General features: G+C 67.4%; 14 protein-coding genes. 13 read left to right on the forward strand and 1 reads right to left on the reverse strand.

Annotation, left to right across the window (positions count from 1 at the left end; translation table 11 throughout):
* Positions 1–177 precede the first annotated feature (177 nt).
* The 8 genes from HCX50_RS02035 to HCX50_RS02070 all read left to right on the forward strand — a co-directional run bounded on the left by HCX50_RS02035 (position 178) and on the right by HCX50_RS02070 (position 9,343).
* Complete coding sequence (locus HCX50_RS02035) at positions 178–1,449, forward strand: ABC transporter substrate-binding protein (RefSeq protein WP_167381578.1); 1,272 nt, start codon at positions 178–180, stop codon at positions 1,447–1,449.
* A complete protein-coding gene (locus HCX50_RS02040) occupies positions 1,449–2,387 on the forward strand; it encodes a carbohydrate ABC transporter permease (RefSeq protein ID WP_091032672.1) in 939 nt (312 codons plus the stop codon). The genes HCX50_RS02035 and HCX50_RS02040 overlap by 1 nt, the downstream gene beginning before the upstream one ends.
* The gene (locus tag HCX50_RS02045; RefSeq protein WP_091032668.1) at positions 2,380–3,231 is read left to right on the forward strand and encodes a carbohydrate ABC transporter permease; all 852 of its coding nucleotides are present in this window, start codon (positions 2,380–2,382) and stop codon (positions 3,229–3,231) included. The genes HCX50_RS02040 and HCX50_RS02045 overlap by 8 nt, the downstream gene beginning before the upstream one ends.
* A gap of 26 nt (positions 3,232–3,257) precedes the next feature.
* The gene (locus tag HCX50_RS02050) at positions 3,258–6,464 is read left to right on the forward strand and encodes a hypothetical protein (protein ID WP_167632830.1); all 3,207 of its coding nucleotides are present in this window, start codon (positions 3,258–3,260) and stop codon (positions 6,462–6,464) included.
* The gene (locus tag HCX50_RS02055) at positions 6,457–7,452 is read left to right on the forward strand and encodes a nucleoside hydrolase (protein ID WP_167632831.1); all 996 of its coding nucleotides are present in this window, start codon (positions 6,457–6,459) and stop codon (positions 7,450–7,452) included. Before HCX50_RS02050 ends, HCX50_RS02055 begins: the two co-directional genes overlap by 8 nt.
* Positions 7,443–8,624, forward strand: coding sequence for a Gfo/Idh/MocA family protein (locus tag HCX50_RS02060; RefSeq protein WP_091032660.1), 1,182 nt, complete (start codon positions 7,443–7,445; stop codon positions 8,622–8,624). Before HCX50_RS02055 ends, HCX50_RS02060 begins: the two co-directional genes overlap by 10 nt.
* Before the next feature lie 56 nt (positions 8,625–8,680).
* A complete protein-coding gene (locus tag HCX50_RS02065; protein ID WP_167632832.1) occupies positions 8,681–8,833 on the forward strand; it encodes a hypothetical protein in 153 nt (50 codons plus the stop codon).
* Between the two features lie 81 nt (positions 8,834–8,914).
* Positions 8,915–9,343 (forward strand): DUF1761 domain-containing protein, encoded by a 429-nt coding sequence (locus HCX50_RS02070; RefSeq protein WP_167632833.1) that lies wholly within the window; start codon positions 8,915–8,917, stop codon positions 9,341–9,343.
* Between the two features lie 30 nt (positions 9,344–9,373).
* Here HCX50_RS02070 and HCX50_RS02075 read toward each other — a convergent pair whose 3' ends face one another.
* Positions 9,374–11,026, reverse strand: coding sequence for a beta-N-acetylhexosaminidase (locus tag HCX50_RS02075; protein WP_167632834.1), 1,653 nt, complete (start codon positions 11,024–11,026; stop codon positions 9,374–9,376).
* A 254-nt stretch (positions 11,027–11,280) separates the two neighbouring features.
* On the opposite strand from HCX50_RS02075, the gene HCX50_RS02080 reads away from it, so the two are divergent.
* The 5 genes from HCX50_RS02080 (at position 11,281) to HCX50_RS02100 (ending at position 17,206) form a co-directional block, all read left to right on the forward strand.
* A complete protein-coding gene (locus HCX50_RS02080) occupies positions 11,281–12,603 on the forward strand; it encodes an extracellular solute-binding protein (protein ID WP_167632835.1) in 1,323 nt (440 codons plus the stop codon).
* Positions 12,604–12,714: 111 nt separating this feature from the next.
* Positions 12,715–13,689, forward strand: a complete 975-nt coding sequence (locus HCX50_RS02085; protein WP_205828730.1) for a carbohydrate ABC transporter permease — start codon at positions 12,715–12,717, stop codon at positions 13,687–13,689.
* Complete coding sequence (locus HCX50_RS02090) at positions 13,686–14,549, forward strand: ABC transporter permease subunit (protein ID WP_205828731.1); 864 nt, start codon at positions 13,686–13,688, stop codon at positions 14,547–14,549. The genes HCX50_RS02085 and HCX50_RS02090 overlap by 4 nt, the downstream gene beginning before the upstream one ends.
* Before the next feature lie 31 nt (positions 14,550–14,580).
* Complete coding sequence (locus HCX50_RS02095) at positions 14,581–16,038, forward strand: hypothetical protein (protein WP_205828732.1); 1,458 nt, start codon at positions 14,581–14,583, stop codon at positions 16,036–16,038.
* 49 nt (positions 16,039–16,087) lie between these two features.
* Positions 16,088–17,206 (forward strand): ROK family transcriptional regulator, encoded by a 1,119-nt coding sequence (locus tag HCX50_RS02100; protein ID WP_167381575.1) that lies wholly within the window; start codon positions 16,088–16,090, stop codon positions 17,204–17,206.
* The last annotated feature ends 17 nt before the right edge of the window (positions 17,207–17,223 follow it).

The raw sequence follows: 17,223 nt of genomic DNA on the forward strand, positions 1-17,223 counted from the left end.
GATCGGATCGGCGCGACCCGGGTCGAATCCAGCTCTTGACAGGGTTCTTTCGCATCCTCTAATTTTAATGCCAACTTGGATTATTATATGGAAGTCGTCATCCAGGAGTGCCGAGGCCATCACCGCTCGTGCACGATGCTCCACACCCTCGCACCCGAGCAAAGGACCAAGCAGACAATGAATCGTCAGCGAAAGACCGCGAGCGCCGTCGCCGCCGTCGCCGTTCTCTCCCTCAGCCTCACCGCATGCGCATCCGGCGCAGGACCCGCCGACGGCGGTGAAGCGAGCATCGACTACGTGATCTGGGACGCCAACGCCCTCGAGCCGTACAAGGACGTGATCGCCGCCTTCAACGAAGAGCATCCCGAGATCACGGTCAACATCCAGGCCCTCCCCTGGGACCAGTACTGGACCAAGCTGCAGACCCAGGCCTCGAGCAAGACCCTGCCGGACGTCTTCTGGATCAACGAGCCCAACGCCGGCCTGTACGCCACCAACGGCGCACTCGCTCCCGTCGACACCGCAGACGGGATGGACCCCGCGAACTTCCCGGACGCGTCGATCCAGAGCTACACCTTCGACGGCGAGCTGTACGCCGCGCCGACCGGCTACGCCACGATGGGCGTCTGGTACAACACCGCGCTCTTCGATCAGGCGGGCGTCGCATACCCGGCCGACGGGTGGACGCAGGAGGATTTCGTCGCCGCGGCGACGGCCATCAGCACCGCGCTCGGCTCCGAAGGCGTGTTCGGCGCTGCCGCCGCCCCATGGACCGGTCAGGAGACCTCCTACAACACCATCTACCAGTCCGGCGGTGAGGTCATCTCCGAAGACGGCACCACCTCGGGCTACGACGACCCCGGCACGATCGCGGGCGTCAAGCTCTGGGTCGACCTCGCTCAGGCGGGAGTCTCCCCGTCCGTCGCGCAGATCACCGACACGCCCATCCCGCAGTACTTCACCTCGGGCAAGCTGGCCATGATGTGGTCCGGCCCGTGGAACGCGAATTCTCTGAAGGACAGCGAGATCGCCGATACTGTGGCGGTCGCTCCGCTGCCGACCGGAGAGTCCGACCTCGTCACCACGATCCAGGGCGGCGCCGACGCCGTGTCGGCCTACTCGGAGAACAAAGAGGCCGCGCAGACCTTCCAGGCCTTCCTCGCCTCGAAGGAGGCCCAGGAGCTCTACGGAGCCGCGGGCCTCGGCATCCCCGCCTTCAACGGCGTCGCCTCGAGCTTCACCGACGCCTTCCCGCAGTGGGACCTCTCGCTGTTCAGCGACCAGGCCGCGCACGCGGCTCCGTACCCCGTGTCGCTGAACACCGCGGCATGGAACACGCTCGAGAACGAGTACCTCACCAAGGCGTGGAGCGGCGAGCTCACCGTCGAGGAGGCCTGCAAGCAACTGGCCGCCGCGATGAACGAGGTGCTCGCCGCCGAGAAGAAGTGATGACCACCACCACAGCGAGTCGCGGGCGGGTGGTGGCTCCGGCCGCCACCCGCCCCGTGCGGCGCTCGCAGAAGTACGACGGAGTCTGGCCGTGGATCTTCCTCGTGCCGATCCTCGTGCCCCTGGCCGTCTTCTTCATCTGGCCGCTGCTGCGCACGTTCTACTACAGCTTCACCACCTGGGGCTTCTTCGGAGACGTGAGCTGGGCGGGAATCGACAACTACGTCCGCCTGTTCAACGATCCGGACTTCGCGCTCGCGCTCGGCAACACCGCCATCTACACCGCGATCGTGATGCTCAACGTGCCGATCGCCGTGTACCTCGCAGCGCTCATCAACCGGCCGGGTCTGCGGTTCAAAGGTCTCTACCGCACGCTGTACTTCCTGCCGGTGGTCACGATGCCGGTCGCGGTCGCGATCGTCTGGCGGATGCTCTACAGCGGGGACTTCGGTCTGATCAACGCCTTCCTCGGACTCTTCGGAATCCAGGGGCCGTACTGGCTCTCGACGCCGGGGCTCTCCCTCGTCGCGGTCGCCATCGTCGGCATCTGGCTCTCGCTCGGCTTCAACATCATCGTGTTCAGCGCGGGCCTCTCCAGCATCCCGCCGGACCTGTATGAGGCGGCGTCGATCGACGGGGCGAGTCCCGCGCGGCAGTTCCGCAGCATCACGCTTCCGCTGCTCACCCCGACGATCTTCTTCATCAGCGTGCTGACCTTGATCGGCGGCTTCCAGGTCTTCGATCTGATCTTCGTGATGCTGGGCACCGGTCCCAACGCCGCCCGATCGCAGACCCTCGTGTACTTCTTCTACAACGAGGGCTTCCTGCAGAACGACAAGGGGTACGCGACCGCGATCGGCGTCGTGATCATCGTGATGATCGCGATCCTCACCGCCATCCAGTTCCGTCTTCAGAAGAAGTGGGTGCACTATGAGTGACCGTCTCGCGCAGAGCCGGCGGGGTCGGCGTTCCGGTCGGCAGCTCGGTGCACATGCCGTGCTCCTGATCGGTGGCGTGGTCATGGTCTCGCCGTTCATCTATCAGGTGCTGGCGACCTTCATGACGAACGGGCAGATCACCTCGGTGCCGCCCACGCTCTGGCCGACGCAGTGGAACCTCGACAACTACGTGGGTGTCTTCGCTCAGGTCCCCTTCCTCCGCCAGATGCTGAACACCGTCATCATCACCGTTCTGACCACGGTCGCGACGCTCATCCTCTGCGCGCTCGGGGGATACGCGTTCGCGCGGATGCGGTTCTTCGCCAAGGGTCCGCTGTTCGCGATCGTGCTCTCCATGCTGATGGTGCCGGGAACGCTTCTGCTCATTCCGCAGTACCAGACCGTGCAGAGCTTCGGCTGGCTCAACTCCTTCGCGGGCATCGTCGTCCCCGGATTGGTAAACGCCTTCGGGATCTTCATGATGCGGCAGTTCTTCCTCGGACTGCCCAAGGAGCTCGAAGAGGCGGCACGGCTCGACGGTGCGAACCCCGGCCAGGTGTTCTGGCAGGTCATGCTCCCGCTGGCGAAGCCGGGGCTGAGCGCCCTCGCGATCCTCACCGCCCTCGCGTCCTGGTCCTCCCTGCTCTGGCCGCTCGTCATCGTGAACAGCCAGGACATGATGCCGCTCGCCGTCGGGCTCGCATCGTTCACGGGAGAGCACGGCTCCGAGTACCCGTCGATGCTCGCCGCGGCGCTCATGGCGATGCTGCCGATCATGATCTTGTTCCTCGTGATGCAGCGTCGCGTCATCGAGGGCATCGCCTTCTCCGGTCTCAAAGGCTGAGACCGACCTTCCGAAAGGACAGCTCGATGAAGAGACGTACGTTCCTCGGTGTCATGGCCGCACCCCTGCTGATCGCCCTCGTGGACGGCAACGCCCGACCGGCATCCGCCTTCGCGGGCATCGGGGCCGCGTCGGTGCATCCGCTCACGACGACGGCGGCGCGGTCGACGTTCCGGGTGGGGACCCATCGCGGCGCTCCCTGCCTCTTCGTCGACGATGCGCCGCGGTTCCCGATGTATCTGTTCGAGCAGGAGGTGTCGGTCGCCGATGGGCAGACGTTCACCGACGCCGGGGTGGAGTTCTACTCGTTCATCGAGAAGGACACCTACCTCGACCTCGGCTGGACCGGCGCGGGCACGCAGAACTTCACAGTGATCGACCGCGTGATGCAGACGTTCGAGGATCATGTGCCGAGCGGCTATGCCATGCCGCGGGTGCACCTGTGGGCGCCTGACTGGTGGCTCGACGCCCACCCCGACGACCTGGTCGACTATGCGATCGACCCCGGAACGGCCGACATCCCCCGCGACGCCTCCTTCGCCTCTGCGACCTGGCGCACGGAGGCGGGTGCCAAGCTCCGCACGATGGTGCGGCACATCCTGGACGGACCGCAAGGCGACCGGACCATGGGCATCACGCTCGCCGGCGGACTCTACGGCGAGTGGCTCTGCTACAACGCGGAGTACCTGCCCGACACGAGCGAGCCCATGCGCACCGCCTGGATAGGGCATCTCAAGGCGAAGTACGCGAACAGCGTCGCGCAGCTCCGTGCCGCGTGGGGCGACCCGGCCGTCACCTTTGACACCGTGGTGATTCCGGGCACAGGGGAGCGACGGGAGACGGCGAACGGGCTGTTCCGCAATCCGGCCGCGTCGCGCCGCGTGCTGGACTACTACGAGAGTCATCACCGTGTCGTCGTGGAGGCTATCGATCACTTCGCCTCGATCGTCAAGGACGAGAGCGACGGCACGCTTCTCACGTCCGTCCTCTACGGCTACACCCCGGACCAGGGGTACATGCCGCAGGAGCAGCACCACCGCGCCGTGGCCGCACTGCACCGGCTCGACTCCGTCGATCTGGTCACCTCGCCGCACTCCTACTATCGGCGTGCTCCCGGTGACGACGGCGCCTACCGCACCTATACCGAGAGCCTCGCGCTGCATGGCAAGCTCTTCATCGACGAGGCAGACGACCGCACGCACCTCGCGACGAGCCCCATCCTGTTCATCTACGCGACCACCATGGCCGAATCCCTCGGCATCATCCGTCGGGCTTTCGGTCAGGCTGTGACCCACGCTACGGGCATGTGGTACATGGATCACTCCTCGGGACTCTGGTACGCCGATCCTGCATTCGGTGCGGAGTTCGCGAACCTCAAGCACTGGGGCGACTACTCGATGAACGTCTCGCGCGCCCGGTCCTCGGAGGTCGCCGTGATCAGCGTGCCGACCGCCGAGCTCGTGCTCGGCGGCGAGACCGACACGACGGCCAAGCTCTACGAAGGGCCGTCTCTCGGCAGCCGCCAGGGCATCGGCGAGCTGAGCCGCGCGGGAGCGCCCTTCGACCGCTTCACGATCGACGACCTGGTCGACGGGCTGGTCCCCACGCACTACAAGGTCTACGTGTTCCCCGACGCCTTCCGCCTGAACGCCGCCCAGCGGGTAGCGATCACCGCGCTCAAGTCCGGTGGCCGCACGCTCGTCTGGGGCTGGGCACCCGGGTACGCGGGAGACTCCGGCCTCTCGAAGGCCGACGTCGAGGCGCTCACCGGGTTCAGCCTCACGCAGGTCAACGCTCCTGCGGCGTCACCACCCGACCCGAGCACACCGCTGGACAGCGAGGACTTCGAGTCCGGCAGCTTCGCGGGCACGGGGTACTCGGCCGGGGCGGGCGGTGCGACAGGGACGATCATCGCGACGGCGGGCGAGGTGATCGGCGGGACGCGATCAGTCAAAGGCAGCGCACCGGCCAGCACCGACTGGCACGAGTACCTCTACACGAAGGCCGCGTCGATCCCGCTCGAAGCCAACGCGACCTATCGGGTGAAGTTCCGTGGCCGCACGATCACTGCCCCGGGTGCCGGCGCATACTTCTATTTCGTCGCCCGCACCGGCACCGGCGGCGTGCCGCAGGATGTCGGTTCGAATCAGTGGAGCGATGCTCCCGGATCGGTCTACACGAAGGAGTTCGAGTTCACGCTCAAGAACTACAGCGACTACTACCTGATCTGGGGCATCCACGACGGGGGCGCGATCACCGTCGACGACATCACGATCACGAAGGTCAAGAACGCGGGGCTCGCGCCGATGAGCTACCACCTGGACTCGGCCGCGTTCCCCGGCGTCACGGAGACCTTCGGAGGCGAGATCGCCCTCGAACCGCTGTTCCTCCCGAGCGGGAGCGGATTCACCACGCTCGCCCGCTCGGCCGAGAGCACACCGCGGCCCGTGATCGCGAGGAAGACGCTGACCGGGTGGACCTCGGTGCTCGCCAGCACTCCGCCGATCCCGTCTCCGGTGCTGCGCAAGCTGTACAGCGACGCGGGGGTGCACGTGTACACCGGAGGCGACGACAACCTCGAGGCCAACGCCGCCTGGATCAGCCTGCATGCGAAGACCGCGGGGACGAAGACCGTCACTCTGCCGACCGCGGGCCCGCTCTACGACACGGGGAGCGAAACGCTCCTCGGTCTGTCCACGACCACGGCAACCTTCACGATGGCGAAGGGTGACACGGTGCTCCTCACCCGGAGCAACCCGCTGGTCACCGGTGGAGTCGTCTTCGGCTTCGAGACGGGGTCCTTCGCCACCAGCCACTTCACGGGAGGGTTCGGCGGATCGTACGGCACCATCACCAGCACCCCGTCGCAGGTCGTCTCGGGCAGCCACTCCGCCTACGGGGCGGCGCCTGCAACGACCGACTGGTACGAGTTCCTCTACTCGAATCCCGCGACGATCGCGCTCAGCCCGGATACCTCGTACACCGTGGAGTTCGTCACCAAGACCGGCGCGCTCCCCGGGAGCGGCGGTCACTTCTACTTCCTCGCGCGATCGCAGGCGACAGGAGCGCCGAGCGACCGGGGTGTGACGAGCTGGACCGATCCGGTCGGGACCGTGCAGAAGAGATCCGTCACGTTCACGACCGGCAACCACACCGACTACCGCCTCATCTGGGGCCTGCACAACGGAGGGGCGCTCTCTGTCGATGACATCCTCATCTCACGCAATGACTGACCGCGGATATCGGCCGACACCGATCCTGATCGAGACCGATCTCTGCGACGACGTGGACGATGCCGGGGCGATCGCGGTCGCGCACGCCCTCGCCGACCGCGGGCTCGTCGAGATCCTCGGCATCGGCATCAACACCTCTGGCCACTGGAGCCACAGTGCCGCCCGCGTGCTGAACGACTACTACGGCAGGGCCGAGATCCCCGTCGGGATCCGGCATCCGATCACCGACGAGATCGGGCCGGAAGACTACGCGCGGGCGATCAGCAGGATGCATCCGCATGCCGCGACACCGGACGTGATGCCGGACGCGGTCGCGGTGCTCAGGGAAGCCCTCGCCGGAGCCGATGACGGCACGGTGACGGTCGTCTCGATCGGCTACTTCGGAAACCTGGTCGCGCTGCTGGACACCCCCGCCGACGCTCTCAGCGCTCTGAGCGGACGCGAGCTCGTGGCCGCGAAGGTCGCACGCGCCGTCGTGATGGGCGGTGTCTTCGGCACGCGCGCCCGGCCCGACCTCGGTGCGGAGCCGCTCGCGGAGACCAACTTCGCGCACGAACCGGGACACACCGCACGGTTCCTCGCGGAGTGGCCGAGCCCGGTGGACTTCGTGGGATGGGAGACCGCGGCCGACGTCATCACCGGTCGTACGCTCTCGGCCACCCAGGGTGACGACAGCCCGGTGGCGATCGCGTACTCCCTGCACAGCGGCAAGGGGATCGGACGCCCGAGCTGGGACCTGCTCGCGGTGATGCTCGCCGCCGGTGAGCTCGACGGACGCGTCGCCTGGAGCGGACCCGGCACCGTGTCGCTCGACGAGGCGGCGGGCACCCTGTGGGCCCCCTCTGCGAGCGGACGCCACCGGTATGCGGTCACCGTCGTCGGTCCGGAGGATCTTTCCGGACTCATCGACGACCACTTGGGACGCCCGCCACTCGCGGGTGCCTGGGGTGCCATCCGACAGGAAACGGAGCTCGACGCATGGCACTGAGGATCGCGGTCGCGGGCGCAGGATCCCGCGCGGAATTGGCCACCTTCCTTCCCCGGTTCGGAGCGGAGATCGTGGCGGTCGCCGACCCTGCTGCGCGAGGCCGGGAACGCGCGGGCTCGCTGTTCGGACCCGACGTCCTGGTCGTCGAAGACCATCGTGCACTCATCGACCTCGACCTCGATGCCGTCTTCGTGCTGACGCCCGACCATACGCACGCCGAGGTCGCCGTCGACCTTCTCCAGGCCGGCATCGCCGTGTATCTCGAGAAGCCGATCGCGACGCGGCTCGACGATGCCGATCGCATCCTCGAGACCGCCTTCCGCACGCGCACTCGCCTCGCCGTCGGTCACAACATGCGCCACATGCCGATGGTGCGACTGTTGAAGCGGCTGATCGACGAGGGGACGATCGGCGAGGTGAAGACCGTGTGGTGCCGGCACTTCGTCGGCCACGGCGGTGACTTCTACTTCAAGGACTGGCACGCCGAGCGGGCGAAGACGACCGGGCTGCTGCTGCAGAAGGGCGCGCACGACATCGACGTGATCCACTGGCTGGCGGGAGCCCCGAGCCGTGACGTGGTTGCGATGGGCGACCTCATGGTCTACGGCGACGTCGAGGATCGGCGCGACAACTCCGACCGGATGATGGGCACCCTCGCGAGCCTCGACAACTGGCCGCCGCTCGCGCAGACCGAGCTCAACCCGGTGATCGACATCGAGGACGTGTCGATCATGACGATGCGTCTCGGCAACGGGGTACTCGCCAGCTACGAGCAGTGCGCGTTCTCGCCCGACTACTGGCGCAACTACACGGTGATCGGCACGGAGGGACGCCTGGAGAACCTCGGCGACTCCGACGGCGGCGTGGTGCGGTTGTGGAACAGGCGATCCGAATACAACGGCGCCGGGGACAGGGACTACGAGATCCCTCTCGGCGAGGGCACCCACGGTGGGGCGGATGTCGCGATCGTCGAGGAGTTCCTGGGGTTCCTCCGTGGAGAGCGCCAGCTCGAGACGTCTCCCTCCGAGGCCAGGGACAGCGTCGCCGCGGGCATCGCGGCAACCGCGTCGTTGCGCGCGGGGGCGATGCCGCAGCGGGTTCCGGAGCTCGATCCGCAGGTGAAGGCGTACTTCGACGGCGGACAGGTGAGCGCCCGCGAGGCGCGTCGATGAGCACGGCATCGTGATCGACGGCGGGGCGAACTCGACGCTTCGTGGCGTGAGCGAGCGTGGTCACGAGGGGAGCCGCCGGGCTCATGCTCGGCCGGGGTGACGAGGTCATCGCCGTGCCCGCCCATCGGGTCGAGGTCGTCGGGCGACGGGGAGCGGTCGCCTCGATCCCGACGCGGTCGCAGGTGGAGGAGCTGCTCGCACAGTCGTGACGCGGGAAGTCGAGTCGACCTCCTCCCCGCGCTGCCGCACCGCAGGAGTAGCCTGACGGCATCCGATGAGTGGAGGCTGTCATGGTTCCCGAGATCAACTATTGGGCGGTGCTGCTGGCCACCGCGTCGAGCATGATCGTCGGCTCGATCTGGTACGCCCCGAAGGTGTTCGGCACCCGCTGGTCGAAGCTGGCGAACGTCGACATGGACCGTCCCCCGGCCACGGCGATGTGGCCCATCATCACCACGGTCATCGTCAGCTTCATCACGGCGTGGGTGCTCGCCGGGGCATCCGCCATCGCCTGGCATTTCTACGGCGGCGCGTTCTTCTGGGGCACCATCGTCACGGCGGTCACGCTATGGGCCGGCTTCACGGCCGCGCGTTTCATCACCCACGATGCGTTCGAGGGCCGCTCGACGAGGCTGACCACGCTGAACATCGCCCACGAGCTGGTCACGGTCGTGGTGATGGCCGTGATCATCGGCGTCTGGCCGCCGGCACTCGGCTAGGTCGTCGAGTGCCGGCAGCCTCCGCGGAGGTCAGCCGATGTTCGCCGTGATGGCCGCGAGGTGGGCGGCGGACTCCTCGACCGACGACGGGCGCCCGGTGATGCCGGGTCGCTGCTGCCACGGCCGCGGACCGTCCAGCGGGCGGTACTCCACACCCGCGGCTTCCAGGCGGGCGAGGTGTTCGACCAGCCGGGGCTGGAACTCGGCGAAGTCGCGTTCGCCGTCGGTCCACAGCGCCTCGGCGAGAGCGCAGAGCCGCGGGAAGGCCCGGTAGTCGAGGCCGCGCGCCGAGTCGATGTGCTCGGTCCACAGGTTCGCCTGACCGCCGATGACGTGGCGGGCTTCTGCGGCATCGAGTTCGGCGGGAACGGGATCGAACGAGTACACGGTCTCGAGCGTCGTCACCGTGCCCACCGGGATCGGCTCCGTCGGCAGCGCTGATTCGCGGTAGTCCAGGTAGACCGTGTCCTCGGGGCAGGCGACGACGTCGTGCCCGGAGCGGGCCGCGGCCAGCGCACCGACCCGCCCCCGCCAGGAGAGCACGCTCGCCCCGGGGACCAGTCCGCCCTCGAGGATCTCGTCCCAGCCCAGCAGCTTCTTGCCCCGAGAGCGCAGGTGGTCGGCGATCCGCCCGATGAACCAGCTCTGCAGCTGCTCCTCGTCGTGCAGGCCGAGCTCCCGCATCCGCTCCTGCGTGCGAGGATCCTCGCGCCACTGCACCTTCGGACACTCGTCGCCGCCGATGCAGACGTACTCCGAGGGGAACAGGTCGATGACCTCGTCGAGCACGCCGGTGAGGAAGTCGATAGTCGTCTCCTCCGCGTTGAAGATGACGGGGTTGATGCCCCACTTCGTCCACGGCGCATCCGGTGCGTTCTGTCCGACTCCGAGATGCGGATAGGCGGCCACCGCCGCCTGTGCGTGCCCCGGCAGCTCGATCTCGGGGATGACGGTGACTCCGCGATCCGCCGCGTAGGAGACGATCTCGCGGATGTCGTCCTGCGTGTAGAAGCCGCCGTGGGGTCGACCGTCGCCGGGGGAACCGTGCACGGCGCCGACCTGGCTCTCCGGACGCCACCCGCCGATCTCGGTGAGCAGCGGGTAGCGGTCGATCGCGATGCGCCAGCCCTGGTCGTCGGTCAGGTGCAGGTGCAGCGTGTTGAGACGGTGCATGGCGAGCAGGTCGATGAAGCGCCGCACCTCGCGTGCCGGAGTGAAGTGCCGGACGACGTCGAGCATGGCACCGCGCCACGCGAACTTCGGTGCGTCGCGCACGTGCGTCGCCGGCGCCGCCCACCGCGTGCCGCGCACAGGGGAGTGTCGATGGATCGCCGGCGGGAACAGCTGCAGCAGCGCCTGCACCGCCCAGTGCCCGCCGCGGGCGTCGGCGGCCGAGAGGCGCACGCCCGCCGTCGTGATCTGCAGATCGAAGCCCTCCGATTCGAGCGCGGTGTCGAGGTCGAACCGGATTCCTGAGTCCTGCTCGCGCGGTCGTTCCTCGGTGCTGTCGTCGACCGTGAGCGGGAGGACGAGGCCGGTCGCGGCACGCAACTGCTCCTGAAGACGCAGGGCCGGCTGCAGGAGCGTGGCGTGCGTCGAGACCGTCGTGAGGGGCGTGAGTTCGAACTCCCCTTCGGTCGAATTCCGGCTCTGAGCTCGGGGAAGGAGAGTCGGCGAGGGCATGTGGTCTGAATGCATGAGAGGAGATCCTGAATTCGTTGGTTTCATGGCCTAATAGTTAGTAAATAAAGTGACCTAATTGCAGAACCCTAATCGCGGTCGATTTGGAAACAACACCGTCATCGCGCAGAAATATAACAGTTCCACATCTCGCAAGGAAATGATTGACAAGGGATATGAAACAGAGGTGTACTAACTTTCACCCGCCAAGCACATCGACGTGACAATTGCGGTTCCCATTCACCAAGGAGAGTTCTGTGGCAATCAAGAAGTTGGCAGCGATCGGCGCACTCGGCGTCGTGACCGCTCTCGCGCTGAGCGCATGTTCCGGTTCCGCCGGTGCCGGGCAAGGCGCCGCACCCACCGACGGCAAGGTCCCCGACGTCGACGGCAAGGGACAGAAGCTCACCGTCTGGGTCATGGACGGCGACTACACGCCCGAGACTCTCGATGCGATCAACGCGAAGTTCACCGAGGAGACCGGGGCCGAGGTCAACCTCCAGGTGCAGACCTGGGACGGGATCACCACGAAGATCACGACCGCACTCGCGACCGACACCCCTCCGGATGTGCTCGACGTGGGCAACACCCAGGTCGCCAGCTACGGCGCCAACGGCGGTCTGCTCGACCTCACGCCCTACAAGGACGACCTCGCTCAGGGGCAGACCTGGCTCGACGGACTCGTCGACCCCGCGACGATCAGCGGCAGCCTCTACGGCGTTCCCGGCTTCGCGGGCGCCCGTGCCGTCATCTACAACAAGACCATGTGGGCCGAGGCCGGTGTGACCGAGGCGCCGACCACGTACGAGGAGTTCACGGCGGCGCTCGACAAGGTCAAGGCCGCCAACGCGCAGACTCCCGACTTCTCGGCGTTCTATCTTCCGGGTCAGTACTGGTACGCGGGGCTGCAGTTCGTGTGGGACGCGGGCGGCGACATCGCCAGCGAGAAGGGCGGCGAGTGGACCTCCGGGTTCAGCACCGATGAGTCCCTCGAAGGGCTCGAGGCCTTCCAGACCTTCCAGAACGCGTACTCGTCGAAGGCCTCCTCGACGCTCGACACGATCGAGCCGAACCAGAGCCAGATCTTCGCCGACGGCAAGACCTCGGCGATCCTCAACACCAACACCAGCGCCATCCTCAAGATCGACCCGGAACTCGAAGACGACCTCGGCTCGTTCCCCTTCCCGGGCATCTCGGGCGAGACGCAGCCGGTGATGCTGGGTGGCTCGGACTGGGCGATCCCGGTGAAGTCGAAGAACAGCGATCTCGCGCTCAACTGGGTCAAGATCGCCGCGAGCCCCGAGATCCAGCAGGACTACGTGTTCGGCGTCGACGGCTGGATCCCCAACAGCACCGAGGGGATCGAGTTCGCCCAGGAGTCGCTGGATGACGTGAAGGTCAGCTTCTTCACCGCCGCGCTCAACTCGAAGGCGACACCGGCGAACGCGAACTGGACGACGATCGAGAGCAACAAGGACGTCAACGGCCTGTTCTCGTCGATCGCCTCCGGATCGAAGTCCGTCGAGAAGGCCGCCGCCGACTTCGACGCCGCCGCCGACAAGGCGCTCAACACGAAGTAGCGCGGCCGGTGCCGTGCGATCGTGCATGACCGATCGCACGGCACCTCCCGCGTCCGACGACGACCGCGTCCCCGGCGACACCGTCGTCCCGACACCACGAAAGGCGAGTCCTTGGTCGACACCGCTGTTGCCTCACCCCCGACCCCCACGACCACTCCGCCGCGCGCGCCCCGGCAGAACGGGCAGAAGGGCCTGCGCCGATCGACCGCTCCGTTCTGGCTGCTGACGCCCGCGGGCCTGATGATCCTGTTCGTCACCCTGCTCCCGATCGGGTTCCTGGTCTTCACGTCGTTCACCGACTACAACCAGCGCACGCTCTTCACCGGCGCCTTCTCGTTCGTCGGACTCGACCAGTACGCCGCCGTGCTCGCCGATCAGGAGTTCTGGTGGTCGCTCCTGCGGACGGTCCTCTTCACGACCGCTCTGGTCGGGGGCAGTGTCATCATCGGTGCGGGAATGTCCCACCTGATGACGCGACTCCCCTCGTCGCTGCGCTACCTCACGACGGTCGTCCTGATCCTCGCCTGGGCGATGCCGAACGTGGCCTCCTCGATCGTCTGGTCCTGGCTGTTCCAGCCGCAGTACGGCGTCATCAACTGGATGCTGACGCAGACGGGTCTCTTCGGAGACATGACGAGCGTCGACTGGGCGTCCGACCCCACGCTGGCCTGGGTGTGCATCTGGCTCCTCGTCGTCTGGCAGGCCGTGCCGTTCATCGCCCTCACCCTCTACGCCGCCGAGACGCAGGTGCCGCCCGAACTCAAAGAGGCCGCGCGTCTGGACGGAGCCTCCGAGTGGAACATCTACCGGGTCGTCGTGCTCCCCTCGATCGCACCGACGATGCTGCTGGTGACGATGCTCTCGATCATCTGGGACTTCAACGTGTTCAACCAGATCTGGCTCATCTCCGAGGGAGGCCCGGACGGGGCGACATCCACCCTGGGTGTCTTCACCTACACCACCGCCTTCTCGGGCAACCTGCAGATCGGGGCGGGATCGGCCATCGCGGTCGCGTCGACGCTCATCCTCGTGGCGCTCAGCGCCCTCTACATCCGCAACCTCGTGCGTTCGGGAGAAGACCTGTGACCCTCACCACCACCCGGACGCGCCGCCGCCGGCGCCGGCCCTGGATCAGCAGCACCATCGCGATCCTCTTCTGCATCGTGTGGGCGTTCCCCGTCTACTGGATGGTCAACACGGCGTTCAAGCCGCGGTCCGAGATGCTCAGCAGCACCCCGCACTTCCTTCCGGAGTCGCCGACGCTCGACAACTTCTTCACGGCGATCGGCAAGGGCCAATTCCTCGTCTATCTGCAGAACTCGGTGATCGTCGTCGCCGGCGCGGTCATCTTCTCGATCGTGCTCGGACTGTTCGCCGCCGCGGCCCTCTCGCGCTTCCGGTTCCGTGGACGGCGGCCGATCCTGGTGCTCATCCTCATCATCCAGATGCTGCCCGCCACCGCGCTGCTCATTCCGCAGTTCCTCATCTTCAACTCGATGGGGCTGCTCGGAACCTATTGGGGCCTCATCTTCGCCTATGTCGCGGGCGTCCTGCCCTTCTCGATCTGGGTCATGCGCGGATTCTTCCTCGCCATCCCGATCGAACTCGACGAGGCCGCGCGCATCGACGGCGCGTCGACCTGGCAGGTGCTGACGAAGGTCCTGTTCCCGCTCGTGATGCCCGGCATCATCTCGAGCAGCGTGTTCGCGTTCATCGCCGCCTGGAACGACTACATCGTGGCCTTCACGTTCATGAAGGACCAGGCCAACTACACGCTGCCGGTCTGGCTGAACTCCTTCACGGTCTCGGTGGGTGGCGAGATGGGCACCGACTACGGCGGGCAGATGGCCGCGGCCACCCTGTTCGCGCTGCCGGTCGTGGTGTTCTTCATGATCATCCAGCGGAACCTCGTGACCGGCATGTCGGCCGGCGCGGTCAAGGGCTGACATCGTGCACCTCATCGGAGAGAGAAGCGTCATGGACAGATCATCGGGAACACCCCTGCGACGTGTGCTCATCTCGGCCGTCGTGGCCGCTGCGATCGCGGTGAGCATCGCTCCCGCAGCCTCGGCCGCTGCCGCGACGGCCGAGGACGACTGGTTCGTGAGCCCCGACGGGAGCACCGACTATGCCGCGTCCGCCGCGGCGGCCTACGAGTTCCTCGACGGGCGGGTCGACGAGTACTGCAGCGCCGACGGGATGTGCCTGCCGCGCAGCTACCGGGGCGGATTCTTCTCGACGCCGACCTGGGAGTTCACGTCGTCGTTCCTCTACGACGACGCCCTGACCGTGATGGCGTATGCCGCGCGGGCGCTGCCCGACGACATCCGCCGCGCGCGCTCGATCGGCGATGCGATGCTCTTCGTCCAGGCGAACGACCCCGACTACAGCGACGGACGGACCCGCGCCTCGTATCAGCCGGGAAGCCTCCGCGACGGCGCAGTGGAGATCGGCTCCCCGGCCTCGTTCACCGGCAACCAGGCGTGGGTGGGGATGGCGCTCGCCCGCCTCTTCGACGTCACCGGGGAGCAGAAGTACCTCGATGGCGCCGTGCGCCTCGGCGACTGGATCGAGACGAACACCGCCGACACCGTCCGGGCGCCGTTCGGCTACACGGGCGGGCAGGATGCCGCGGGCACGTCCTTCACGTTCAAATCCACCGAGCACAACATCGATGTGACCGCGTTCTTCACCCAGCTCGCGACCCTCACCGGCGACACCGTATGGGCGGACCGCGCCGCGATCGCCGAGGGGTTCATCGCCGCGATGCAGGCGGACGAAGACGGGCACCTCTGGACGGGGACGAACCCCGACGGTGTCACGACGAACTACTACCCGACGCCCGAGGACCCGCAGGCCTGGAGCTATCTCGCGACTCTCGACGACCGGTACTCGTCGTCGTTGACCTGGACGGTGGACAACCTGCACGCGGTCGACGGCCCCTACGAAGGGCCGGCCTTCAGCAGCGCCGACGTCTCGAAGGTGTGGTTCGAGGGCAGCGGTCAGCTCGCTCTCGCGCTGCGCGCTCGGGGCGGCGAAGGCGATGCCGGGTACGTGCAGAAGATCCTCTCCAGCGTCGAGCTCGCGCAGCGCCAAGCGGTGAACGGCGACGGCAGAGGCATCGTCGCGTCGTCGAGCGATGGTCTCGACACCGGATTCGGCGACCTCTACTACGCGAGCCTGCACACCGGTGCGACCTCCTGGTATCTGCTCGCCGTCACCGGCTACAACCCGTTCCGCCTGGCCGTCGACGCGGAGCCGCCGACCACCCCCGGCACCGGGGCGCCGACCGGCGCGCCGGCGGATGCCGAGGGCGGTGGCGAGGCTCTCGCCGAGAGCGGATCCGCGGCCCCGGTGGGCCTCATCGCCGCAGCGGCCGTCGTGACGGGGATCGGCGCCGTACTCCTGCCCCGGCGTCGACGTGCGCGTGGCTGAGGACGCCCCGAACATCTCGGCCGGAATCCGGACGAGGGAGGATGGAGCCGTGGCAGAACTCCGCATCACGACCAAGGCCCTCCCCGAGCACGGCCGCGTCCGCAATCGCGCGATGCTGCTGCAGGCGCTGTTCCACGAAGGACCGCGCAGCCGGGCCGACATCGCTCGCCTGTTCGCACTGAACAAGGTGACGGTGTCGGCGATCGTCGGCGAGCTCATCGAGCAGGGCATCCTCGTGGAAGCGGGGCATTCCGCCGCTGTGCGCGTGGGCAAGCCTGCGACCCTGGTGGCCATCGACGACGACTCGCGGTCGATCATCAGCCTCGACCTGTCGGATGAGCAGGCGTTCCGGGGAGCGGTGATGAACCTGCGCGGACAGGCCTCGACGCTCACGCGATTCGACGGTGAAGTCGATCGACGCGACGCCGCCGCCACGATCGCCCGGGTCATCGCGATGGTGGAAGAGCTGATCGGCGAGGCGCCGGCGCCCGTGCTCGGCATCGGCGTGAGCAGCCCCGGCCTCGTGGATCGGGATGGTGTGGTCCGGTATGCGCCGCACCTCGGCTGGTTCGACGCCGACGTGCGGGGCGCTCTGCACGAACGCTTCGGGGTGCCCGTGCACATCGTCAACGACGCGAACGGCATGGCGCTCGCCGTGCACACGTTCCGCGAGAACGACGGTCGGAGCATCCTGATCCTCACCATCCAGCGGGGTGTCGGGGCGGGACTGATCGTCGGCGAGAAGCTGATCGTCGGTGAGGACTTCGCCGCGGGGGAGATCGGGCACGTGGTCGTGGCCCCGCACCGGGAGAAGGCCTGCGCGTGCGGCCGGCACGGATGCCTGGAATCGATCGTCGCGATCCCCGAGCTTCGTCGGCGGATGGACGAGGGGGAGTCGCGGGAGAGTGTGGTGCAGGACGCCGCCGACGCGATCGCCGCGGCCGTCGCGCCCATCATCGCCGTGCTCGGTGCCACCCGCGTGGTGCTCGCCGGTCCCGAAGACGTCCTCGACGACGACTTCGCCGCCGCGGTGCAGCGATGCCTCACCGCTCGTACCCTCCCCGCCACCACGCGGCCGATCGGTGTCGACATCGGCTCCGACGGCGGGCTGCTCGGCCTGCAGGGGGCGGCCGTCGCGGTACTCTCGGCGGAGCTGGGCATCTCGTGACCACGGGGGTCGGATGC

Source organism: Microbacterium sp. B19(2022), assembly GCF_012030385.1.
In the GTDB taxonomy this organism is placed as follows: Bacteria; Actinomycetota; Actinomycetes; order Actinomycetales; family Microbacteriaceae; genus Microbacterium; species Microbacterium oxydans_B.